The organism is Pedobacter sp. WC2501 (assembly GCF_052682415.1).
The window spans coordinates 4148605-4173581 of record NZ_JBQZFI010000001.1 but is presented as its reverse complement, the minus strand read 5'-3'; the positions used below and the strand labels follow the sequence as shown (position 1 = coordinate 4173581).

23 protein-coding genes are annotated in these 24977 nt (G+C 36.7%); 15 read left to right on the top strand and 8 right to left on the bottom strand.

The window, feature by feature from the left end:
• Positions 1–20 precede the first annotated feature (20 nt).
• The 3 genes from ACUN24_RS17605 to ACUN24_RS17595 all read left to right on the top strand — a co-directional run bounded on the left by ACUN24_RS17605 (position 21) and on the right by ACUN24_RS17595 (position 3026).
• The gene (locus ACUN24_RS17605) at positions 21–1043 is read left to right on the top strand and encodes an IS110 family transposase (RefSeq protein WP_445563687.1); all 1023 of its coding nucleotides are present in this window, start codon (positions 21–23) and stop codon (positions 1041–1043) included.
• A 168-nt stretch (positions 1044–1211) separates the two neighbouring features.
• A complete protein-coding gene (locus tag ACUN24_RS17600) occupies positions 1212–1928 on the top strand; it encodes an ABC transporter ATP-binding protein (protein ID WP_445563686.1) in 717 nt (238 codons plus the stop codon).
• Complete coding sequence (locus ACUN24_RS17595) at positions 1929–3026, top strand: hypothetical protein (RefSeq protein ID WP_445563685.1); 1098 nt, start codon at positions 1929–1931, stop codon at positions 3024–3026.
• A gap of 85 nt (positions 3027–3111) precedes the next feature.
• Here the strand turns inward: ACUN24_RS17595 and ACUN24_RS17590 are convergent, their stop codons facing one another.
• From ACUN24_RS17590 to ACUN24_RS17580, 3 genes are all read right to left on the bottom strand, one after another.
• Positions 3112–4536, bottom strand: a complete 1425-nt coding sequence (locus tag ACUN24_RS17590; protein WP_445563684.1) for an MATE family efflux transporter — start codon at positions 4534–4536, stop codon at positions 3112–3114.
• Positions 4537–4792: 256 nt separating this feature from the next.
• On the bottom strand, positions 4793–5449 hold the full coding sequence (locus tag ACUN24_RS17585; RefSeq protein WP_445563683.1) for a hypothetical protein: 657 nt from the start codon (positions 5447–5449) through the stop codon (positions 4793–4795).
• Between the two features lie 19 nt (positions 5450–5468).
• The gene (locus tag ACUN24_RS17580; RefSeq protein WP_445563682.1) at positions 5469–5888 is read right to left on the bottom strand and encodes an acyl-CoA thioesterase; all 420 of its coding nucleotides are present in this window, start codon (positions 5886–5888) and stop codon (positions 5469–5471) included.
• A 630-nt stretch (positions 5889–6518) separates the two neighbouring features.
• Between ACUN24_RS17580 and rpsO the strand changes: the two genes are divergently transcribed.
• From rpsO to ACUN24_RS17550, 6 genes are all read left to right on the top strand, one after another.
• Positions 6519–6803 (top strand): 30S ribosomal protein S15, encoded by a 285-nt coding sequence (rpsO, locus tag ACUN24_RS17575; RefSeq protein WP_055913898.1) that lies wholly within the window; start codon positions 6519–6521, stop codon positions 6801–6803.
• A gap of 177 nt (positions 6804–6980) precedes the next feature.
• Entirely contained in the window at positions 6981–9116 is a 2136-nt protein-coding gene (pnp, locus tag ACUN24_RS17570; protein WP_315421478.1) for a polyribonucleotide nucleotidyltransferase, read from the top strand.
• A 302-nt stretch (positions 9117–9418) separates the two neighbouring features.
• Positions 9419–10090 (top strand): ribulose-phosphate 3-epimerase, encoded by a 672-nt coding sequence (rpe, locus tag ACUN24_RS17565; RefSeq protein WP_445563681.1) that lies wholly within the window; start codon positions 9419–9421, stop codon positions 10088–10090.
• A 102-nt stretch (positions 10091–10192) separates the two neighbouring features.
• Positions 10193–12613, top strand: a complete 2421-nt coding sequence (locus ACUN24_RS17560; protein ID WP_445563680.1) for a TonB-dependent receptor — start codon at positions 10193–10195, stop codon at positions 12611–12613.
• 373 nt (positions 12614–12986) lie between these two features.
• On the top strand, positions 12987–14060 hold the full coding sequence (serC, locus tag ACUN24_RS17555; protein ID WP_445563679.1) for a 3-phosphoserine/phosphohydroxythreonine transaminase: 1074 nt from the start codon (positions 12987–12989) through the stop codon (positions 14058–14060).
• A 77-nt stretch (positions 14061–14137) separates the two neighbouring features.
• Entirely contained in the window at positions 14138–15088 is a 951-nt protein-coding gene (locus ACUN24_RS17550; RefSeq protein ID WP_315421466.1) for a D-2-hydroxyacid dehydrogenase, read from the top strand.
• Positions 15089–15364: 276 nt separating this feature from the next.
• Here ACUN24_RS17550 and ACUN24_RS17545 read toward each other — a convergent pair whose 3' ends face one another.
• Both ACUN24_RS17545 and ACUN24_RS17540 read right to left on the bottom strand, forming a co-directional pair.
• Positions 15365–15883 carry a hypothetical protein gene (locus ACUN24_RS17545; RefSeq protein ID WP_445563678.1) on the bottom strand — a complete coding sequence of 173 codons (519 nt, stop codon included), beginning with the start codon at positions 15881–15883 and terminating at the stop codon, positions 15365–15367.
• Between the two features lie 229 nt (positions 15884–16112).
• The gene (locus ACUN24_RS17540) at positions 16113–16892 is read right to left on the bottom strand and encodes an SAM hydrolase/SAM-dependent halogenase family protein (RefSeq protein ID WP_445563677.1); all 780 of its coding nucleotides are present in this window, start codon (positions 16890–16892) and stop codon (positions 16113–16115) included.
• A gap of 103 nt (positions 16893–16995) precedes the next feature.
• Between ACUN24_RS17540 and ACUN24_RS17535 the strand changes: the two genes are divergently transcribed.
• The 4 genes from ACUN24_RS17535 (at position 16996) to ACUN24_RS17520 (ending at position 20400) form a co-directional block, all read left to right on the top strand.
• Positions 16996–17955, top strand: a complete 960-nt coding sequence (locus ACUN24_RS17535; RefSeq protein WP_445563676.1) for a PhoH family protein — start codon at positions 16996–16998, stop codon at positions 17953–17955.
• Positions 17956–18058: 103 nt separating this feature from the next.
• The gene (locus ACUN24_RS17530) at positions 18059–19003 is read left to right on the top strand and encodes a phosphoribosylaminoimidazolesuccinocarboxamide synthase (RefSeq protein WP_445563675.1); all 945 of its coding nucleotides are present in this window, start codon (positions 18059–18061) and stop codon (positions 19001–19003) included.
• 43 nt (positions 19004–19046) lie between these two features.
• Positions 19047–19424, top strand: a complete 378-nt coding sequence (locus ACUN24_RS17525; RefSeq protein ID WP_193420667.1) for an STAS domain-containing protein — start codon at positions 19047–19049, stop codon at positions 19422–19424.
• A 70-nt stretch (positions 19425–19494) separates the two neighbouring features.
• Entirely contained in the window at positions 19495–20400 is a 906-nt protein-coding gene (locus tag ACUN24_RS17520; RefSeq protein ID WP_445565145.1) for a ribonuclease Z, read from the top strand.
• 180 nt (positions 20401–20580) lie between these two features.
• Here the strand turns inward: ACUN24_RS17520 and ACUN24_RS17515 are convergent, their stop codons facing one another.
• A complete protein-coding gene (locus tag ACUN24_RS17515) occupies positions 20581–21111 on the bottom strand; it encodes an RNA methyltransferase (RefSeq protein WP_445563674.1) in 531 nt (176 codons plus the stop codon).
• 14 nt (positions 21112–21125) lie between these two features.
• Entirely contained in the window at positions 21126–22283 is a 1158-nt protein-coding gene (locus ACUN24_RS17510) for a galactokinase (RefSeq protein WP_445563673.1), read from the bottom strand.
• Positions 22284–22359: 76 nt separating this feature from the next.
• Here ACUN24_RS17510 and ACUN24_RS17505 point away from each other — a divergent pair, with 76 nt between their 5' ends.
• Both ACUN24_RS17505 and ACUN24_RS17500 read left to right on the top strand, forming a co-directional pair.
• The gene (locus ACUN24_RS17505; protein ID WP_445563672.1) at positions 22360–23409 is read left to right on the top strand and encodes an aldose epimerase family protein; all 1050 of its coding nucleotides are present in this window, start codon (positions 22360–22362) and stop codon (positions 23407–23409) included.
• A gap of 3 nt (positions 23410–23412) precedes the next feature.
• A complete protein-coding gene (locus ACUN24_RS17500; protein ID WP_445563671.1) occupies positions 23413–23808 on the top strand; it encodes a DUF1398 domain-containing protein in 396 nt (131 codons plus the stop codon).
• A gap of 272 nt (positions 23809–24080) precedes the next feature.
• Here the strand turns inward: ACUN24_RS17500 and ACUN24_RS17495 are convergent, their stop codons facing one another.
• On the bottom strand, positions 24081–24941 hold the full coding sequence (locus tag ACUN24_RS17495; protein WP_445563670.1) for a nucleoside phosphorylase: 861 nt from the start codon (positions 24939–24941) through the stop codon (positions 24081–24083).
• Positions 24942–24977: the final 36 nt, after the last annotated feature.

Genomic DNA, 24977 nt, shown 5'->3' with positions numbered 1-24977 from the left:
GTATCAAAAAAAGATTTTCATTGCTGTTTGTCGGTCATAGACAGCACCAGAAAGTAACTGTAAAATCCAGCCGTAAGTTATCCAACAGTCCTGGCGGTTTTAAAGAGTTTTTGGCATGGATCAAACAGCACCAGAAAGAAGACCTGCCCCTTCGCATCGTAATGGAAGCCACTGGCGTCTACCATGAACAACTTGCATGGTTTCTGCATTCCAAAGGCTTAGTGTTAAGTATTTTATTGCCAAATAAGGCTAAGAAGTACCTGCAGGCAGACGGAGCAAACTCTAAAAATGACAGTATAGATGCCCGCGGTCTTGCTAAAATTGGTGCAGAAAAGAACCTGGGACCTTGGGCTCCGGGAAGTGAGAAATTGTATGAACTCAGACACTATACCCGTCAGCATCAAAACCTAAAAGAGACCATCAATGTTATCAGTAACCAGCTTGAGGCACTGAACCATGGTCAATTCCAAAGCAGGGAAGTTATAAAGCAGCTGAACAAAACGATAAAACTGCTTGAGCAACAAGTATTAGAAATGGAAAAGGCAATGGAAAAGCTTGTTAAAACAGACAAGCTCTTAAATCTTCACTATGAAAACATTACGGCAATAAAAGGAATTAACCTGCTATCTTTTTGTGTAATCGTAGCTGAAACCAATGGCTTTACATTATTTAAAAGTTCGGCATCTTTGGTGAAATACTCAGGTTACGATGTGATAGAAAACCAATCAGGCAAGCATATAGGGAAAACAAAAATATCAAAAAAGGGAAATTCCCGGATCAGAAGAATTCTATTTATGCCAGCATTTTGTGCGGTAAGGGATGACCAGCCGCAATTCAAAAATCTTTATCAAAGAGTTGTTGAGCGGACAGGATTTAAAATGAAGGGCTATGTAGCCGTGCAAAAGAAACTATTGGTAATGATGTACCATCTTTGGAAAAATGAGCAGAAATACAATCCCCAATTCAATCATTTAGAAAAAATAATAGCTCCAGAAAAATCCAGAGCTACACATGATAAAATTCCAGAAGGAAGTTTTCACTAAAACAAAGGTAAAGTTATTGTGCTGTTTTACAAATGGAAGGCATTTAAATTAATGCTTCTCAAAAGCTAAATTTTTATCAACTTTTATTTGCTTTTAAAGACAGTACCTTTCCACTTTACTCCATTGCATTGCGTGTTCGTTCCAATCAGGTTTATTAAACTTAAGATAATGGTACTATTTGCATTTTTCTGGCAAGAGGCTTTAGTAAGTAACAAATTAAACATCATGAAATCTAAAAGAGAACTAAAATCAAACATTTTGCTCAGTTTAACGAATATCAACAAAAAATACGGTAGCCACGAAGTATTAAACTTTAGCGAATGGAAAATCGATAACGGAATCCATTGGTTAAAAGGAGGGAATGGCACTGGTAAATCAACCTTATTTCGCATTATTTCCGGACAAATACCTTTTAAAGGAGAAGTAGAGCTTAATGGTATCAGCCTTAAAAAAGACCCCGTAAAATTTAAATCCACCATTAGTTTTGCCGAAGCTGAGCCCCAATATCCTTTATTTATAACCGGGCAGGAGTTGATCGATTTTTATATTGAAACCCGGGGTGCTGAAAGAAAACAGGCAGAAGATCTTGCACTATATTTTGCAATGACGCTGTTTCTTGGCAATAAAATAGGGAGTTATTCTAGTGGAATGTTAAAAAAGCTTTCGCTGATCTGCGCATTTATTGGTAACTCCGATTTATACATTTTAGATGAACCTTTAATTACTATTGATGTAAACTCGGCAGATAAACTGTATCAATTAATTACAGAAAAAGCAGCGCAGGGAAAGGGGTTTCTTTTATCATCACACCAAGAGGTAAATAACGATAAACTTCAGCTTAATACTGTGCTTCAAATCGTTGATAAACAAATTATTCAATTCTAAATGCTGAAGTTATTGATTAATACGCTGTCGAAAGAATTTTACCAGCAACATGCTGGCTTTTTTCTTGTTGGCATTTACATGTTATTTGGCATAGTAGAGCCCTCGCAATTAGTCAGCTACCAAACAGCCTTATTATTAGCTGGTGTTTCTTCTCCGATCGGAATGGCCGTTGTATTTATATCCTGGCTTTTATACGCCACAAAAGTTCATTTCTTTATGAAACAAAAATTAGCATCAGCCAGGTATAATTTTATTAAAGAAACAGCTGCTCTGGAAAAAAAGATGCAGCTAACATTGTGGTTAAGGTTTTATTTTTCCATTCTCTTACCGGTTATTATTTATGTTTTTCTGCTCATTGGTTTAAGTATCCATCACCACTTTTTCATTAGTATCGCATTTATTTTAATTGTTTTTTCACTGATAATTTTTGGATTATTCTGGCTTACCTATCAATCCGTAACATTAGGCTTTCTGAAAAAAGACAAACAATCGATATCAGTAGGGCTGAAGGTAAATAAACCATTCTTTAGCTGGCCGCTGTTTCATTTATTGAAAGAACAACCATTAATGTTGCTGATGTGCAAGGTCTTATCATTCATTTTCTTTAAGGGAATGTTATGGATGTTTGCTGATGTGCGTAACGATATGCGTGTAATATTGGTTGCGTTACTGGCATCTGTTTTATGTCATGCAGTTTTAGTTTTTACCCTGCTAAAATTTGAAACTGAATTTTTAAATTTTAATAAAAGCCTGCAGATCTCTATATTCAAAAGAATGCTAAACTGGTTATTGGTTTTTGTCTTTATTTTAATCCCTGAATGGATATTTTTGATCATCGCTGCTCGCCTTAACCTATATGCTATAGCGAATGGAATTTTATTCGGCATTGCAGGATTATCTTTTCTTTTAACATTATTATATATAGTTAGGTTAAATATGGACAACTATCTGAAATGGCTGCTGTTTTTCTTTTTTATTGCCATGTGGTCGATACTCGGCCATTATTATCTTTTGTTCAGCTTAGTGCTGTTAGGCAGCTGTGTTTTATACTACTTCATTATGTTTAATAAAATCGATTTAAAAGGGATAGAGGAATAGCAATAAGAATTTTAACCACAGATGGTGATGAACAATACAGATAAATTCATTCGTGTCTATCCATTTGATCTGTGGTTAAATCCTGTTAAACCATCGTTTTCTTCCATTTACCTTTTTTAAATAAGAAGTAAGCAGCTACAGCAATTCCAGCCTCTGCCGTTGGTATAGCAATAAAAACTCCGGTTGGGCCCATTTCTAAATATTTAGCCAGGAAATAAGCCAAAGGAATCTGGAACAGCCAAAATGCAAAAACATTAATTTTTGTAGGCGTCCAGGTATCGCCGGCTCCATTAAATGCGCTGCTAAATACCATTGCCGCTCCATAAATCACAAAACCGAGGCTCATAATTTTAAGGGCCTTACCGGCAATAGCTATTACCTTTTCATCTGAAGTGAAAAATGCAGCGAACAAATGCCCACAAGTAAGAAAGAGTACACTTACTACCGCCATAAAAATCAAAATATATTTTAAGGTCTGGAAAACGGACTTTTCAGCACGATCTATGTGGCCCGCACCCAAATTCTGACCGACCAACGTAGCGGCTGCATTACTTAAACCCCAGGCTGGTAACATAAAAAACATCATGAGTCGCAGGGCTGTTTGATAACCTGCCGATCCCGTATCACCACCAGTCGTGGCAACCAGCTCTGCTAAAAACACCCAGCTGCAGCTTGCAATTACAAACTGAAAAATAGCAGGAGCGGCAATTTTAACAATCGCCTTAATCTGCGTAAAATCTGGAATAAAATGGCTGATACGTATCTTAAGCGCATTTTTACCGCTAAATAGATTGTATACCTGATAACTTACTCCCAAACCACGACCAATTGTAGTTGCAATTGCAGCGCCCGTTAAACCAAATGCAGGTACTGGTCCAAAACCGTTAATAAAAATAGGGCAGAGGATGATATTGGCAATATTGGCGATCCATAAACTCCGCATTGCGATTGCCGCGTTACCAGCACCTCTAAAAATTCCATTAATCAAGAATAGCAGTACAATAATGATACTTCCGCCCATCATAATGCGGACGAATGCGACACCTTGCTCAGCAGTTTCAGCTGAAGCCCCCATGAGCAATAGAATATCTCTGGCGTAAATTAACCCCAGGATACTGATAATAATGTTTATGAAAACAGCTATTATAATGGTCTGCATTCCGGCTTTTGATGCCGCTTCTGGATTTTTTTCGCCAATTCTACGTGCAACCACAGCAGTTGCAGCCATACTTAAGCCAATGGCTAATGAATAAATAATGGTTAAAACCGATTCCGTTAAACCAACGGTCTGTATAGCATGACTACTATTTTCCAGGTGGCCAACAAAATATAAATCAACCAAAGCAAAAACCGATTCCATAGCCATTTCCAACATCATGGGAATGGCCAATAAAATAATGGCGCGTTTTATACTAATGGAAGTGAGGTCAACTTCGTGACCTTTTATAGACTGGATTAGAATATCGAAAAATGACGATAGTTTGCCCTGTGCCTTTCTAGACTGTGACATATAATAAAAATAAATGTGATGTATAAACCAATGATACGCAGTTAAGCGTACATACCTAAATTGAAATGGAGGGAATCCTCGGTTGTTTAGAACCTCAAACGGATTGCAGATACTATCATGGCCCTGGTCTTTTTGATGATGTAAAGATAGGTAATTTTGATTATTAATTTAAAAATTTTAAGAAATGAAAATGGGCATAATGGAGGAATAAATGCTTACCTTAAAAAGATAAGATAAAGATAATATAGAAAGCCAATTAATGTTTCAATTCACTATATGGTAAATGAAATTCTCCCTCTGTAATATCAATCTCGATAACTTTTAGAAATGTATTTTTCTTACTAAGATCAGTATTTCCATCACTATCTGCCTGTGTTGCTGTAAAAGAAAAAGTACCTGATATTGTTTTAGTAGCCTTATCCACTTTTGTAATGGTCCATTTTGCTGGTTTATGATTTTTTACCCACGAATATTGCCAAGAATATAATCGTCCATTTGGCATGCTATATTCTGCTAAACCATCATAGCCATTATTTCTTTTTTCAAAACTAATTGGTTTGTCTAAATCAAAATCAGCAACTTTATATTCTTTGGGAGCTAATATGAAACTCTTTTCAATAATGAAGATTATATTTTTAGCTTTTGAAGGGCTACTGTTTTTGTAAAAGGAGAAATTAAAATCCGCCTTATCATTGTCTATAATTACACTATCCCTTAAATGCTCAAATTTTCTGATAGCTGTAGTAGAATCGATATCATAAACACTTTCATCAGGTTTTAAAAAGAGAATTTTATAAGGAGTATTATTGGCTTTATATTTTACGTAAAACTCCGAAGTTTCTCGCTGTTGAGAATTGCAGGATATTGAAATCAATAGGATATTAATAGCTATTATTAATTTAATGGTTTTCATTTAATAAGATTGAATTTTTTTATATGCTATACGCTTTTATCATTTCATCAGTAACTTTTGTTCCGCGACTGGTCTTTAAATCAATTAGTACATAATCGAAAATTCCATCGGAGGCTACTTTTCCTGTTTTCTTATTGATGATTTCGAACTGCACCGAGCAACCCTTATCATGCATGGTTAATATACCTGTGCGTATTAACATCAAATCGTTCATTAAAAGTGGGCGTTTGAAATTAATATCGACATGGCTCACTACCCAGCCTAAACCTTGTTTGGTAAAATGCTCCCAGGGCATACCGTAGAACTTTTCCATCTGCTCGTAGCGGGCTGCCAGTACATAATCCAGGTATTTGCTGTTATGCACGTGATTAAACATATCGATATCATCAGGACGGACGCGTAATTCGCTTTCAAAAATGCTGTATTGATTTTTTTCCAAGGTAAATGTTTTGTGCAAAAGTATAAATAGCTTTTGATATATGACGTAAAGACGTCTTGATGTAAATATATCTAATCTTTTTTCGTATTTTTGATGTGAAATGGGAAAACTCAAATTATATGATGTCAATACTCCACGCGAAACAATTGTTAAGGAATGTGATGCTATTTATTTGAGCCTTACCCCCCGAGCAGCGTTTTTTTGGCGTTCTGCAGCTTAATTACATTTCGGGTACCATGAACGGCGGCAAGCCATTAAAATCTCCGCAAGGCAAGGGGCTTGTAATTCGTAAGCCAACCATATAATATCTTTTGATAAGAAGTAGCAGTTTAATTTTTATTCTGATAATTTAATTTTTAATCTTTCCTGTGCGATCGTCATATAGTGAGATTATTTTTTTAGTCAAAAGCATTAAAATATTAGCGATTATAAGTCTCAAGTCGTCATTTCGAGCGAAGCTAAATCAGTCAAGATAGATCTCTCCATTTCGCTATGCTTCAGTCGAGATGACGACTTTTCTACAGACTTATCTGATACATGTTAATAAAAAACACCACTTGTTTTTAACCAAAATAACCTTATCTTTGCGCCACAATTAATTAATTTTTATTGCTTTAATATTATTCAAGAATGTATTTAAGTCCAGAGAAAAAAGCTGTAATCTTCAAAGAGCACGGCGAAGTAGAAACCAACACGGGTTCTGCAGAAGGTCAAGTAGCGTTATTTACATACCGTATTGCGCACTTAACAGAACACTTAAAGAAAAATCGTAAAGATTTCTCTACTCAGTTGTCACTTCAAAAATTGGTAGGTAAACGCCGCGGTATTTTGGCTTACCTATACAAAAAAGATATTGAGCGCTATCGTGCTATCATCAAAGCTTTATCGCTTCGTGATATCATCAAACAAAAATAAGCGCAAGTTTATCATTAAAAGCCATTCTTTAGGGAATGGCTTTTTACTTCCCTGTTAATTTTTTTAACGGGTTTTATTATGGATAGGCTTTTTTAATCCTATCTTCGTTTGCAAAAACAAAAACATATATAAACAACGGTGTGTAGAAAGAGGAAAACACACCATAATTCTAATTAAATGAATGTAATAAAAAAATCGTTCGATTTGGGCGATGGCAGAATTGTAGAAATTGAAACTGGTAAACTGGCTAAACAGGCTGATGGTTCGGTTGTAGTTAAAATGGGCGATACGATGTTGTTAGCAACAGTTGTATCTACTGTTGGTGCTAAACCAGGTACTGATTTTTTACCTTTATCGGTTGATTATCAGGAGAAATACGCGGCTACAGGCCGTATTCCGGGAGGCTTTTTACGTCGTGAAGCAAGATTATCTGACTACGAAGTATTAATCTCTCGTTTAGTGGACAGAGCTTTACGCCCAATGTTTCCAAGTGATTATCACTCTGATACGCAAGTGATGATTTCTTTAATCTCTGCTGATAAAGATATTATGCCAGATTGTTTGGCAGGTTTAGCAGCATCTGCTGCATTATCAGTTTCTGATATCCCTTTCAACGGTCCGATTTCTGAAGTACGTGTGGCTAAAATTGATGGTAAATTAATTATCAATCCTAAAGCCAGCGATTTAGAACGCGCAACTTTAGAGTTTATGGTTGCTGGTTCAGCTAACGATATAGGCATGGTTGAAGGTGAGTGTGATGAAATTCAGGAAGATGAAATGGTTGAAGCTTTAAAATTTGCACACGATGCAATTAAAGTTCAATGTGCTATTCAGGTTGAATTAACAGAGGCGACAGGCAAAACGGTTAAACGTGAATATAACCACGAAGATCATGATGCTGATTTAAAAGCTAAAGTTTATGCTGATACTTACGATAAAGTTTATGCTGTAGCAAAAGCTGGTGGCAATAAAGATGTTCGTAAAGAAGGTTTCACTGCAATCATTAACGAATTCTTTGAAGCAATGCCAGAAGATACTGCAGATTTGACCAAAGCAATGGCCAAACATTATTACCATGATGTTCAGTACGATGCGATCAGAAATTTATTGTTAGATGAAGGTATCCGTTTAGATGGTCGTAAGACTACAGAAATCCGTCCAATCTGGAGTGAAGTTGGTTATTTACCTGCTGCTCACGGTTCGGCTGTATTTACACGTGGCGAAACTCAATCTTTAACATCGGTTACTTTAGGTAGCAAAGATGATGAGCAAATGATTGATGGTGCTTTCTTTAATGGTTATAACAAATTCTTATTGCACTATAATTTCCCTGGTTTCTCAACTGGTGAGGTTAGACCAAACAGAGGCGCTGGCCGTCGTGAAATTGGTCACGGTGCTTTAGCACAACGTTCATTGAAAAAAGTATTGCCTCAAGGTGAAGCAAATCCTTATACCATCCGTATTGTTTCTGATATTTTAGAATCTAACGGTTCTTCGTCAATGGCAACTGTTTGTGCTGGTACATTAGCATTAATGGATGCTGGTATTAAAATCAAATCTCCGGTTTCTGGTATCGCAATGGGTTTAATTACCGATGAGAAAACTGGTAAATATGCAATCCTTTCTGATATTTTAGGTGATGAAGATCACTTAGGTGATATGGACTTTAAAGTAACCGGTACTGAACATGGTATTGTTGCTTGTCAAATGGATTTAAAAATCAATGGTTTATCTTACGAAGTTTTAACTAAAGCTTTGTTACAGGCTAAAGAAGGTCGTTTACACATCTTAAACGAGATGAAGAAAACCATCAGCTCACCTAACGAAGATTACAAACCGCATGCTCCACGTATTGTTTCTTTAACAATTGATAAAGAATTTATCGGTGCAATTATCGGCCCTGGAGGTAAAATTATCCAGGAAATGCAACGCGAAACCGGTGCTTCAATCTCTATAGAAGAAGTTGATGGTAAAGGTATTGTAGAAGTTTTTGCTGATAACAAAGCAGCTATCGATGCTGCAGTTACCCGTATCCGTAACATCGTAGCTAAACCAGAAATTGGTGAGGTTTACCAAGGTAAAGTAAAATCAATTATGCCATTCGGTGCATTTGTTGAAGTGATGCCGGGTAAAGATGGTTTATTACACATCTCTGAAATTTCATGGGAACGTTTAGAAACCATGGATGGTGTATTAAAAGAAGGTGATAAAATCGAAGTTAAATTGTTAGACATCGATAAACAAGGTAAAATGAAACTTTCTCGCAAAGTTTTATTGCCAAGACCAGAAAAACCAGCTGCGCCACAAGCGTAAAACAAGTCCGAAGTCGGGGAGACCGGAGTCGGAAGATATTAAGATTAGCCCTTTTAGTGTAAAACTGAAAGGGCTTTTTATTTCTAAATCGAATTAATGCGCTTCGTCGTGCTGAATTTATTTCAGCATCTTTGTTTCTAACTTAAAAATTTTCACAGTTCTTTTGTAACTTGCATCATACCGTCATGCTGATCCGATAGCTATCGGATTTATTTCAGCATCTTACCTACTCATAAGTCCCTGAAATGAATTCAGGGTGACGGTCATTTTAAAATGTTACTTTAGTACTAAGAAATCATTAAATGAAATACATCATTGCCCCATCCATACTTTCTGCCGATTTTGGCAACTTACAGCGCGATATTGAAATGATTAACCAAAGTGAGGCCGATTGGTTCCACGTTGATGTAATGGATGGTGTTTTCGTTCCTAACATTTCTTTTGGTTTCCCGATAATGGCTGCTGTAAAAAAACATGCCACTAAACCTTTGGATGTACATTTAATGATTGTTGAGCCGGATAAATTTATTGGTGAATTTGCGAAAGCAGGAGCAGATCGAATTACAGTACATTATGAAGCCTGCACGCATTTGCATAGAACTATCCAGTTAATTAAAGCATCTGGTTGCAGGGCTGGTGTGGCCTTGAATCCGCATACACCGGTAGCCTTATTACAGGATGTAATTGAAGATCTGGATCTGGTGCTGATTATGTCGGTTAATCCGGGTTTTGGCGGGCAGGCGTTCATTCATAATACTTATAAGAAAATTAAAGATTTAAAAGCCTTGACTCAAGGGGTAAACGAAAACTTGATTATTGAAATAGATGGTGGTGTGGGTTTACAAAATATTGCTATGTTAGCATCAGTAGGTGCCAATGCTTTTGTGGCCGGAAATGCAATTTTTGCAACAGATAATCCGACTGAAACGATTGCTAAGATGAAACAACAGTTAACCAGTACTATAAGCATTTAATTGTTTATTGCTAAATTGTTCCAATGATAAGGGGGGATAGAGTTGTAATCATCTTGATACTCAATACTTTTATCTTGATACTTTTACATCTCGCTACTAAAAATGCTCAAATTTCGGCTAATCCTTCTCCTTTTAATTGCTGGTTGCAGTTTTGCTTTAGCACAGCCATTGGTAAGGGTTTCAGGAATAGTTTATAGCGATGAGAAACTGCCTCTATCACAGGTTACCGTTATTGTTTTAGGTCAGGCGCAATCAACTGTTACTGACGAATTTGGTGTTTATACCATTTATTCCAAGTCGAAAACATTTAGCATTAAATATTCTCTTTTAGGTTACCAGCCCCAAACCATCAAATTTAATGAACGTTCTGGTGCGCGGATTGTTAAGCAAGTAAACTTAATCGCTAATATTAATGAGTTAGAGCAGGTTAACATCACCAATAAACAGAATCAGCTAAGTAACACCACTACCATAAATATTGCGGATGTATCCTCCATGCCATTGGTTTCTGGTAATTTTGAAACCATGCTCAAAACGCTGCCCGGTGTATCCACAAATAACGAATTAAGTGCCCAATATAGTGTTCGGGGAGGCAACTTTGATGAAAATCTGATTTACATAAACGATGTAGAAATTAACCGGCCTGTATTGATCCGCAACGGACAGCAGGAGGGGCTGAGTTTTATCAATTCAGACCTAGTCAGTAAAGCAAAGTTCTCTGCCGGTGGTTTTGAAGCGAAATATGGCGATAAACTTTCTTCTATTTTAGATATCAGATACGATAAACCAGATAGCAATCAAACTACTTTTAGCACCAGTCTTTTAAATACCTCGTTAGTTACAAAAAGGATATTTAAAAACAGTTTTTTATTGGCTGGCTTACGCTATAAAAATAATTCGAGCGTGCTGCTTAAACAAGATGAGCAAGGTAGTTATAGTCCTAATTTTGCCGATGCACAGCTGCTTTATCAGTACGATTTTTCGCCGAAATTCAATATCAGTTATTTGGGAAGTTTTAATCTTGGGCAGTTTAAACTGGTACCCACAAACAGAGAAACACAGTTTGGTACTTTAAGCACTACATTAAGGTTAAATGTAGATTACACTGGACAGGAGATTGACGATTACCAAACCTTAGGTAGCGCTGTTACCGCTACTTATTCTCCCAAACCAAACCTAGTCATCAAGTTTATCAATAGCTATTTTAACACTATTGAAAGGGAACGTTTTGATATCAACGGCAGCTATATTTTTGACGAAGTGGATAATAGCTTTCCTAGGGAGAATTTTGGGCCGGTAAGTAAAAATAAGGGGATTGGCAGCTATTATAATTATGGAAGAAATAGTTTAAATACCCAAATTTTTGCTTCTGAAATTAAGGTCGACCAGAATTTTGATAACCATGTTTTTTCCTGGGGCTTAAAATTCGATAAATCTTTATATAAGGATCAGTTAAACGAATACAATTATACCGATTCGGCTGGGTTTATCTTACCCAATAACTCCAAAAACATTATTTTGCAAAACGTAATCAATGTAAAAAACAATCTTGATATCAGCAATTATAGCGCTTATATCCAGGATAGTTATTCACTTTCCGGTTCTGCAGAATTGCAGCTGGGAGCGAGGTCGACTTATAGCTCTTTAAGTAAACAATTACTGATCAGCCCGAGGATATTGATCGCCTATAGGCCAAATTCGAACAATAAGATTCTGAGGTTTTCTGCAGGTGTATACAAACAACCACCGTCATACCGTACCATACGCGATTTTTCCGGGCAGTTAAATATCAACCAAAAAGCCCAAAGTTCATATAATACTTCGCTGGGTTACGAATATGCTTTTGATGCTTTAGGGACAAGGTTAAAGTTTACTTCAGAAGCCTACTTTAAATATTCAGACCGCTTAATCCCCTATAAAATTGATAATCTGAGGATTAAGTACCTGGCGAATGAAGTCTCGCGTGGTTATGCTTACGGCGCTGATTTCAGTATTGGCGGCGAATTTGTAAAGGATCTGGTTTCCTATTTCAGGATGTCGGTAATGCATGCCAATGAAGATATTATTGATGATAGTTATGTTCAAAATGGAACCACAATTTATCCGGGCTACTTAAAACGACCAACAGATCAACGCCTGAATTTTTCCATATTTTTTCAGGATAAACTATTGAATAGCCCAACTTATAAAGTTCACCTTAACGCACTTTATGGTTCGCGTTTGCCAATTGGTCCATCGCAAACGCCCAGATATTTAGATAAATTTTACATTCCATCTTACAAGCGGGTTGATATCGGATTTTCGAAAGATTTTTTAGATGATGCAGCCATACATAAACCAAAATTTCTGGATAGAAATTTTAATGCTGTAATTCTGTATTTTGAAGTTTTTAATATGCTGAATCTCAATAATACCGTTTCTTATCTCTGGCTAAAAGATGTAGATAATGTACAATATGCCATTCCAAATTATCTAACCGGCCGGCAGTTTAATTTAAAGTTAATTGTGAAGTTGAAAAACTAAGCTTAGTCTTAAAAGGCTTTTAATTCTTTACTGTCAATCTAATTGTAAATCGTTAATAGAGAATTGCAAACTGAACCGGAAGAATCTTCAAGTATTGAAAACTTCGCGGGATGATTACTGTAATTTTCAAATCGTATTATCCTACTGGGCTTGTATTGGGAGCTGATTTTGCTACATTTTAACCTAAAAGGTTTACGAATATAACTGGTTTTTTTCGTCTCATTTCAATAAAACGATTTAATTGCAAAAACTGCAATAAATCAATCAATTTCATGCTTTTTTTTAACAAAATTTAATTTTTTAGGTGACGATTTTATGGGCATAACTGCTTTAAAAATTTTACATTTACTGCCATAAAACATTATATAATAAGATGAAGCATAATTTTGGCGCAGGCCCTTGTATTTTACCTCAAGAAGTGTTTAAACAAGCAGCTCAGGCTGTTTTAGATTTTAACGATGGATTATCAATTTTAGAAATTTCGCACAGAACAACCGAATTTGAGGCAGTTGTTGCTGAAGCTGATAAGTTGGTAAAAGAATTATTAAATGTGCCATCGGGTTATTCCGTTTTATTTTTACAAGGTGGCGCAAGTTTACAGTTTGCAATGGTACCGATGAACTTATTGGGAGACGGACAAACAGCAAGTTATTTAGATACTGGTGTTTGGGCAACCAAAGCATTAAAAGAGGCTAAATTTATCGGCAATGTGAATGTAGTTGCATCGTCTAAAGATGCGAATTATACGTTCATACCGAAAGATTTTGAAATTCCTGCTGATAGTGCGTATTTCCACTATACTTCAAACAATACTATTTATGGAACAGAGCTTTTCGAAGTACCTAAAACCGATGTTACTGTAGTTTGCGATATGTCGTCAGATATCATGAGCCGTGTAATCGATGTTTCTCAGTTCGATTTAATTTATGCCGGAGCGCAAAAAAATGTTGGTCCAGCAGGTTTAACCATTGCTATTGTTAAAGATGAAATTTTAGGTAAAATTGACCGTAAAATTCCATCAATGTTGAACTATCAATCGCATATTGATAACGGTTCAATGTATAACACACCTCCAGTTTTCTCTATTTATGTTGCTTTATTAAACCTTCGTTGGTTAAAATCAAAAGGTGGTGTTGCAGAAATTGAAAAAGAAAACAAACAAAAAGCTGAGGCACTTTACAGGGAGATCGATCGTAATCCATTGTTTAAAGGAACTTGCGCAGTTGAAGACCGTTCCAGAATGAACATTTGTTTCGTAATGGAAAATTCAGAATTGGAAAAACCATTTTTAAAATATGCAGAAGAACAAGGTATTGTGGGGATTAAAGGCCACAGAAGTGTAGGCGGTTTCCGAGCTTCGATGTACAATGCCTTGCCAATTACAAGTGTTCATGCTTTGGTAGAGGCCATGCAGATATTTGAAGAACAACAAGCAAAAACAAATTAATTTAAATTTTAACCACAGATGATTACAGCGATTATTTAATCGCTGTAATCAATCAAATCTGTGCAATCATATATATAATGATTAAAATATTAGCAAACGATGGGATTGATCCGATCGGAAAAGAATTATTAGAAAAAGCAGGTTTCCAGGTTGATACAGAAACCATTCCTCAGGATAAATTAGCAGAAGCTCTAAAAAACTACGATGCCATTACTGTTCGTAGCGCAACAAAAGTTAGAAAAGAATTAATTGATGCTGTACCTAATATCAAATTAATTGGTAGAGGTGGCGTTGGTATGGACAATATCGATGTAGAATACGCACGCAGTCAAGGTGTTGCAGTAGTAAATACACCAGCTGCATCTTCCTTATCTGTTGCTGAGTTGGTTTTTTCACACTTATTTACCGGTATCAGGTTTTTACAGGATGCTAACCGTAAAATGCCTGTTGAAGGTGCTACACAATTCAATAACCTTAAAAAAGCTTATGCTAAAGGAACTGAGTTAAGCGGCAAAACCATCGGTATTATCGGCTTTGGTCGTATTGGTCGTGCAACTGCAAAAGTGGCTTTAGGTTTAGGTATGAATGTATTGGCTTACGATTTATATCCTTCAGAATCTGAAATTACTTTGGAATTCCAGGGTGGTAAATCGGTAAGTATTCCAATTAAAACGGTTTCCTTAGATGAAGTAATTACAGGAAGTGATTTCTTCAGCTTACATACTCCATTTGCCGATAAACCGATTTTGGGTGCAGAAGAATTTGCTAAAATGAAAAACGGTGTTGGTATTGTAAACTGCTCACGCGGTGGAACAATTGATGAACCAGCTTTAATTGAAGCCTTAAATTCAGGCAAAGTTTCTTTTGCGGGTTTAGATGTTTTCGATAACGAACCAACTCCATTGGCAGAAATTTTAACCCATCCTAAAATCTCTTTAACACCGCACATCGGCGCATCAACAAACGAAGCACAAGAACGTATTGGTACGGAATTGGCTACGTTGATTATTGAGCATTTTAAGAAGTAATAATATTTTAAGAGGCTGTTTCATAAATATAGAATTGTCATCCTGAGCTTGTCGAAGGGCCTGTTTTAAATGTCTTACAAGGCGTTTCGACAAGCTCAACGTGACAAATTCAATTGAATTACAATTTATGATACAGCCTCTTTTCTAAACTAGTCCAACGCATTCGTTGTAACCCAATACCGATAGCCCAATATCGCTTTCTGAAAAGTAGTGAGTTTATTTGGATCTTTTTTATACAAGCTTGGCAGAACAGCCTTGTTTATCTTCGCCAAGATTTTAAACAGTCCTTTTTTCATACCTCTGTAGTTTTCTATTGAAGAAATAAAATCCACCAGCCATTATTAAAATCAAAAAGACAATGATGTAAGTTGATAAACCTCCTTTATTTTTTTTCTCTAAATCTTCTTTAAGCTGTGCATTCTGATCCTGTAATTTTTTAATGGTTTGCATATAACGTTCTATGCGCTCCTGCGAATTGTCTGCCACAGCTACTTTCTGTTGGTTCTGCAGGTCTTTATAATCCATTAAAATTTTCAGTTCCTTAAAAATATTATTATCGGTTAAAACCACCTGACGGAGAATTTCATTTGAATTTTTGATGTCTTTCTTCGTTTGCCAGCCAAAAATACCTGAACGCTGCGTTAAGCTTTCATCATATTGGCCAAATTTTGCGCTTCGTTCTTGAAGCAGTGAATTTACTTTAATCCGTTGTGCTGCATAAGCGGCAGTATCCTGTTGCGCAAAAACTTGAAAACTAAATAAGATAAGCGAGAGCAGATAAAAATATTTCTTCATGTGGATATAAACGCGAAAAGGGTAGAAGTTGTTTTATTGGTTCGGTCGTCATTAGTTCATTTGTAATGCAAAGTTCCCAAAATATTCGTCATCTCAACTGAAGTACAAGGGAACGGAGAGATCTATCAGGAAATAAGTTCGGCAATAGATTTCTCCATTTCGGTCGAAAGGACGATAATTTCTATATGGATTTTTCCGCTTTAGTCTTTTATCTTTGGTCTTTTCGCTTTTAAGGATGAAATTCAACCCTTACGATATCACCAAGGTGTAAGCCTAACAATCCACTTGCCTTTCCTTTGTTAATGGCAATTTCTAAATGGTTACTAATGCCGAACAGACAAAGTTTTTCGCCTTCCGGCACTTCATTATAGTGCCAGCTTAATTGTGTAATGGTTTCGCTTTTCCTGAAGTATAAAGTGAAGTCCCTGTTTTTCTGAATTTTAGTAAAAAGATCTTTGGTGATATTGGTAATCACATTGCAAAAAGTATCAATATAAACTACACTTCCACGGATTACATCCCGCTCAATTACAGGGTGCAAAAGCATCTTCTGTTCAATCTCTGCTACAGGTAAACCGATGTCTTTTAGTTTGCCTCCTTTAGCCAGATGCGTTGCTGCTTTAACAAAAATATCAACCAAAGGAAAATGTAAATATTTCAGGTCCTGCATAATGTTTAGCTCTACCACATCTTCAGGAACATCATCAAAAAGAAGCGAGAAAATGCCATTGTCAGCGCCTACAAAAAAATGATCACGATGCTTTATAGCAATGTATTTGGTGTTTTCGCTGTATACAGAATCGATACCGATTAGGTGCACGGTATTTTTCGGAAAGTAAGGATAAGCATTTTTTAAAACGAAGGCAGCGTAGGAAATATTGAATGATGGAACCTCGTGGGTAATATCAACTAAATTAACATTAGGCATAAGACTCAACAGACTACCTTTAAGGGCACTCTGGTAAAAATCTTTTGAACCTAAATCTGTTGTTAAAGTAATTATCCCCATTAAAAATTCATTATTATTGCTTATTCTTGTGTACAGGCCTAAGCGCCTGCAAATATTCAAATTTTAATTAATATACCCCGATAACTTTTTAAAATACTACAGTTTGAACGAATTAAAATTAACCCTGGATACCGTAAATCCTGCTCACTTTTGGGGGCCGAACAATGAGAATTACGAAATGATTAAAGGCGCTTTCGCAAAGTTAAAACTGGTGGCGAGAGGAAGTGATGTTAAGGTTCTCGGTGATGAACAGGAACTTAAGGCTTTCGAAGAGAAGTTTAACCAACTGATTGCACATCTTGAAAAATATAGCTCACTAAGCAATAATGATGTTGAGACAATATTAGGTGCAAAGGCAACGGGCGTTGCAAAAAAAGATGTAGAACAACCAACAGGTGGAGGAGGAGAAGTGATTGTTTTTGGTACAAACGGCCTGTTGGTAAAAGCAAGAACTGCAAATCAGCGTAAAATGGTAAGCAGTATTGCTAAAAATGATATTCTGTTTGCCATAGGCCCTGCCGGGACGGGAAAAACATATACTGCAGTAGCACTAGCGGTTAGGGCTTTAAAAAACAAAGAAATTAAACGCATCATTTTAACTAGGCCGGCGGTTGAGGCAGGAGAGAACCTGGGTTTTTTACCAGGCGATTTAAAGGAAAAAATCGATCCGTATTTACGCCCGCTATATGATGCATTAGATGATATGATCCCTGCTGAGAAGTTGAAATTCTACATCGAAAACCGTACAATAGAAATTGCTCCCCTGGCATTTATGCGGGGCCGTACCTTAGATAATTGCTTTGTGATTTTAGATGAGGCACAAAATGCCACCGATATGCAGTTAAAAATGTTTTTAACCCGTATGGGACCAACAGCTAAATTTATTGTTACCGGTGATGTTACACAGATCGATTTACCTAAAAAACAAATGTCGGGCTTATTCAACGGCTTAAGGATTTTGGAAGATATAAAAGGAATTGATATTATTTACTTAAGCGGTGAAGATGTGGTGAGACATAAATTGGTGAAAGATATCCTGAAAGCTTACGGTGATATTCAGTAGTTGAGTCCCGAGTCGCTAGTCTATAGTCTTGAGTCTAAATTGACTTTGGACTATGGACTCAAGACTTCGGACTTTCACACTTTTTTCCTATTTTTATCCCCTCATGAAAGCACTTAAAGAAACCCATTTCAATTTCCCGAATCAAAGTAATTTTTACAAAGGTAAAGTACGCGATGTATATACAATTGCCGATCAGTTTATGGTAATGGTGGTATCAGATCGTATTTCTGCATTCGATGTAGTATTGCCTGAAGCGATTCCATTTAAAGGACAGGTATTAAACCAGATTGCAGCTAAATTTTTAGCAGCTACTCAAGATATCGTTCCCAACTGGGTTTTGTCTGTTCCAGATCCTATGGTTACTATTGGCCGTATCTGCGAACCGTTTAAAGTAGAAATGGTGATCAGAGGTTATTTAGCCGGACATGCCTGGAGAGAATATAGCGCTGGCAAACGTTCTGTTTGCGGTGTTTCTTTACCTGAAGGTTTAAAGGAAAATGATAAACTGCCTCAACCCATTATTACACCAACCACTAAAGCTTCAGTAGGGCATGATGAAGACATTTCAAAAGAAGATATTTTAGCAAAAGGTATTGTTTCCATAACCGAATATGAAAAGTTAGAAGAATATACGCATGCCTTATACCAAAGGGGAACCGAGATTGCGGCAAAAAGCGGATTGATTTTAGTTGATACGAAATACGAGTTTGGTATGGCTGATGGCGTAATTTACCTTATCGACGAAATTCACACTCCAGATTCTTCACGTTATTTTTATGCCGATGGTTATCAGGATCGCCAGGACAATAATGAACCACAAAAACAACTTTCAAAAGAGTTTGTAAGAAAATGGTTAATTGAAAATGGTTTTCAGGGAAAAGATGGGCAGGTTGTACCAGAAATGACACCGCAAATCGTAAATTCAATTTCAGAACGTTATATTGAACTTTATGAAAAAATTGTAGGGGAGACCTTTATAAAAGCTGATGCTGATGCAATTTCAAGCCGTATTGAAACTAATGTTTTAAAGGCTTTAGAAACACTTTAAATTCGAAAGAAATTTATACATTAGTACCATAAAGATTAGAGAGATGAAATTTTCAGTAGATAAACACGACAAATATGTAACCTTAAAGTTAGAAGAACATAAGTTTACGAACGATAACGCCCCAGGTTTAAAATCAGAGTTCTATTTGCTTAATGCCGGGGGATTTCAGAACATCATTGTTGATTTAAGTTATGTTACAGAGTGTAGTGATGCACAGGATTTAAGCTGCTTATTGGTTGGCGACAGGCTTTGCAAATCGGCAGGCGGATTATTTATCGTAACGGGAATTAACGACGAGTTGGCATCAATTATCGAATTATCAAACATATTTCAATCAGTAACGTTTGTTAATACAATAGATGAGGCTACTGATTTTATCTTTATGGATGAGTTGGAGAAAGAGTTTAGAGGCGCTAAATAACAAAATATTTAAATAAAATTCCGGCCTCGTAGTTTCTAAAAATCTACGAGGCTTTTTATATCTTATCATGATGAAATTTGAAGTTACAATTTTAGGAAGCAGTTCTGCAACCCCTGTATTTAACAGGAATCCTTCGGCACAGCTGTTAAATTGTAATGAAAAATATTACCTGATTGATTGTGGTGAAGGAACCCAACAACAATTGGCTAAATACAACCTTAAAGCAGCCCGTATAGATCATATTTTTATCAGCCACTTACATGGCGATCATTACTTCGGTTTAATCGGATTGCTCTCCAGTTTGCATTTAAATGGCAGGTTAAAACCCATGCAGATATTTGGTCCCAGACCTTTATTGGAAATTTTAGAGATCCAGTTTAAATATTCTGATACAACGTTAAGATATCCAATTGAGTTTTTTCCCATCGAAGCCGATCAGTCAATACAGATATTCGAGAATAACGATTTAATAGTTAAAACCATTATTTTAAATCACCGTATCCCTACTACAGGTTTTATCTTTCAGCAAAAGAAACGACAACGTAAATTAATAAAAGAGAAAACTGATCAAGTGCCTATGGCTTATTATACGACCTTAAAAAAAGGAATTGATGTAGAACTGCCCAATGGCGATATTTTGCGCAGTGAAGATTACACCACACCGGCAGATGCACCACGGTGTTATGCTTATTGTTCTGATACCTTGTTTGACGAAAGCTACTTTGCTACCATAAAAGATTGCGATACCTTATACCACGAAGCTACCTTTATGCACGACTTATTGGACAGGGCTAAAGAAACACATCACACAACCGCCTTACAGGCAGCAGAGGTAGCAAAAATCAGTGGAGCTAAGAAATTACTCATCGGCCATTTTTCTTCACGTTACAAAACTTTACAAATGCTTTTAGAAGAAGCACAGTCTGTTTTCGAAAATACTGAGTTGGCTGTAGAGGGTAGGACTTTTCAGCTGTAAACAGAATTCAAAGATTTCTCCAATGCTGTCAAAAGGACGATTTATCTTAATCTGTCCTCTCAATTCCCTTATTTTTTGTAAAAAAAATTAACCATTAACAGTTAATCTGTGGCAAAAATCTATGAATTATAAATAATCACAGATTTCTCATTCCGTTGCACCTCAGTCGAAATGAAGTTATTAAAGTCTTAATTTAGCAAAGAAATCCCAAAATACTATCCCCGCAGAAATTACGATGTTAAAAGAATGTTTGGTCCCAAATTGCGGAATTTCAATGCAATCATCAATTTTAGCCATTACCTCATCGCTAACACCATCAACTTCATTCCCGAAAATAAGCGCATATTTTTTATCGGGATCAGGTGTGAAAGTATTTAGCATCGTGCTATTCTCTGCCTGTTCAATGGCAATAATTTCGTATCCTAAATCCCTAAGGGCATCAACAGCTTGTAAAGTGTCTGTATAGTGAATCCAGTCTACCGATTGTGTAGCACCCAGAGCCGTTTTTTCAATTTCGCGATGTGGTGGTTGTGCAGTTATGCCACAAAGAATCACTTTTTCTAAAGCAAACCCATCAGCAGTACGGAATATTGACCCTACATTATGCATGCTGCGCACATTATCCAAAACCACTACAACAGGCAATTTTTCCTGGGCCTTAAAAGCTTCAATATCAGGACGGTTTAACTCGTCTAATTTTAATTTTCTCATTATTTTAAAAGTGATTACACCGACAACTTAATTGGACCATTACCAATTTCGCTAATATAAATTGCAGCAGGGTAGCCAATTTTAGCTACATAATAATCTGTTAAGTGTTTTGCAAAGTCTTCTTCGTAACCTTTCTCCAGCAATGCAATTGCACAACCTCCAAAACCAGCTCCTGTCATGCGGGCGCCGATTATATGGTCATAGCCGGTACAGAAATCTACTATAGCATCCAGTTCTTTACCGCTTACTTCATATAATGTTCTTAACGATTCATGTGAGGCATACATCAAGCGGCCAAATTCTTCCAGGTTTCCGCCGTTTAATGCTTTAGCAGCCAAATGAACCCGATCATTTTCTTTAACTACATGTGTTGCACGGTTTAAAATAGTTTCATCTGTTATTAAATGGCTGTGCAAAGCAAATTTTTCAGCATTAAGCTCACAAAGATAGTGAAGTGTAATTTCTTCGTTTAATAGCTTTAAGGCTGTTTGACATTCAGCAACACGTTCATTATATTTAGAATCTGCCAGTTCACGCGGTTTATTGGTATTGATAATGGCCAGCACGTAGTTGCCTAGGTCAATATCAACCATTTTATATTTTAAAGTCTCGCAGTCTAAAACAATCGCTTTGTTTTTTTCGCCGAAAGCAACCGCAAACTGATCCATTATGCCTGAGTTTAGGCCAATAAAATCATTCTCCACCCGTTTGGCAATCTTAACAAGATCCAATCGGTCGTAACCCAGGTTAAAATAACTGTTTAAGGCATAAGCCGTAGCAATCTCAATTGATGCAGAAGAAGAAAGCCCTGATCCGATGGGGATATTCCCATAAAAAAGAAAATCCAATCCGGTGATCTCTCTTCCATCTTTGATCATTTCATTAATTACACCTATAGGATAATTGGCCCAGTGGCTTCCGTCTTTTTCATTTAAAACATTGCTTTCAACAGTGGTTTCCATTTCGAAATTCAGGCTCTTAAACCTAAATTTGTTATCGTTATTAGGCGCAATGGCCAACCAGGTTCCGAGGGTAATGGCACAGGGCATTACTAAACCGCCATTGTAATCAATGTGCTCGCCAATGAGGTTAACGCGACCGGGTGTGAAATATATGGCGGCTGCTTTTTTATGGTATTGCGCTTCAAATTTTTCCTCAAGGTTAATATTCATTTGGCTAAAATATATTTATTAAAAGCATTAATAATAGTATGTTTGTTTAGGAAACAAAAGCCCTAAGTTACAATTTATGAGCGTTCAGCAAATACCTACCGGAAAAATTATTGATGGCGAAGAAGTTATCGCAATCGAATTAATCAACAGTAAAGGCACTTATGTTAAAATATTCAATTATGGTGCGATTATTAATAAATTCATCGTTAAAAATGCCAAAGGCGAAATGCAGGATATTGTATTGGGCTTTGATACTTTCGACGAATACCTTAATCAAGATTACCTAACCCAGTATCCATATTTGGGTGCTATTGTGGGACGTTATGCCAACCGTATCAAAAATGGCCGTTTTACCATTGATGGAGAAGACTATCAACTGGCACAAAATGCTGGTACTGATACGCTACACGGAGGTATAGAAGGCTTTGATAAAAAAGTTTGGGATGTTGTTGAAGTGGGCGAAGGGTCACAATCGTCGGTTACTTTACAGTATGAAAGTGTGGATGGCGAAGAGAATTTCCCAGGCAACCTGATCATTGACCTTACTTTCGACCTTACCGAAAATGATGAATTGATTTTAAGTTATGAAGCAGAGACTGATCAGGCTACTGCAATCAATTTAACACACCATGGTTATTTTAACCTGGCTCCTGAAGGCGGAAACGTCAAAAACCATAAGCAACAGATTTTCGCTTCGAATTATTTAGAGCAGGACAGTAATTATTCTGTAACAGGTAAACTGATCCCTGTTGAAGGTACGCACATGGATTTTACAAAATCTAAAGCGATTGGGCAGGATTGGGATGAAGAAGAAGGCTACGACCAAACTTACGTTCTGGATAAAATATATGGCGATTTATCGCTGGCAACCAAAACAATTGAAGAAGAAAGCGGTTTAGTTTTAAGCGTATATACAACAGAGCCGGTAGCACATCTTTATACCTCAAAATATTTGGATGTAAAAAATGGTAAAGGCGGAAGGGATTACGGCAGCTTCGGTGCTTTTTGTGTGGAAACACAGCATCACCCCAATGCAATAAACATCCCTGAATTTCCAAGTACCATATTAAGACCAGAAGATTTGTACACGCAAACAACCATTTACAAAGTTTCATTAAACAAATAAATTATGTTCAACATCGAAAACATCCGGGCAGCAGAATCAAAAATTAAAACTGGTGCAGATTTCCCACAGTTTATAAAAGAAATTAAGGAATTGGGTGTTAAACGGAACGATGTTTATGTAAGCAATGGTTTGTCGATCTATTTTGATGACGAAGATAATGCACAACAGGTGAGTCCTGATGAATATCCAACTTTGGTTATCAATGAAGAATCTTCTGCCGGAAAGTTAGAGCACGCTTTAGAAGTACATCAACAAGGTGAAACAGATTATATTACTTTCTGTAAACAGGCGGCAGATGCAGGAGTGGAAAAATGGGTAACTGATTTGGAAGAAATGACCTGTACTTATCTGGATACAGAAGGAAATGAACTGGTAAGAGAGAAGATACGAACAGTATAAACATGGAGGCCCGAAATTTCGGGCCTTTTTATTTCTCCAAAATCATCTCGACCGAAGTATAACATAGTGGAGAGATCTTTTTAAAAGATTTATTTAAGTGGAGTTAGATGTTACCATCTGACTTTTCAGTTGTTTGCATAAGTTGTTAATTTAGTGCTTTATGGATATTAATGGTTTATTTTAACCACCTGAGACATCTTAGTTTATACTATTGATATTTCAGCCTCCGTTTATGTTCTCCAAGGACCAATAGTATAGATATTGTAAATTAATTAAATCCTTTCCAACACCGTTTTAATGGCCTGTTCTACAATTTTATTAGGCTCATTACTGAATTCAAATTTTACACGGCTAGCCAAAATAGCATTTACAGAAAGTGCTTTATGTCCCAAAACTTTTGCTAAAGCATAAATCCCTGCTGTTTCCATTTCTAAATTGGTAATGCGGTACTGGTTGCTCTGGAAACTATTGATAAGTCCGATGAAATCAGGAACTGCATTTTTTGCCCGTACTATCCTGCCTTGTGGAGCGTAAAAACCCGGAGCAGTAATGGTAATGCCATGAACCATATCTTTGCCAATGGTATTTAAAAGACCTTCATCCGCAGCTGTTAAGTAGGGGTTGATATTTTTTAAATGACCAAAATGTATCTTGATGTCATCCATTAAAAGTTGCTCATCGCCAGATAGTTGCTGCAGGTAATAATTCATTAAAGCATCCATGCCCAAACCATAGGAGGAGGCTAAAATGGTTCCCATGGGAATATCCGGCTGCACGGCTCCTGATGTGCCTACACGGATAATATTCAGCGAGGTCAGTTCTTTTTTCACTTCGCGGGTTTCGAAATCGACGTTTACCAGCGCATCCAGTTCATTAAAAACGATATCAATGTTATCTGTACCAATACCTGTTGAAAGTACGGTTACCCTTTTTTTACCTATAAAACCGGTATGGGTGATAAATTCCCGCTTCCCCTTTTTAAATTCTATCTGATCGAAATACTTGCTCACTTCTCCAACACGGTCTGGATCGCCAACGGTAATTACGGTATCGGCAATATCTCCAGGTAAAAGATTTAAGTGGTATATGCTACCATCAGGATTGATGATTAAGTCGCTTTCGGATATTTTCATATTTGGTTTGTTTTTGCCCGCAGATCTCACTCATGG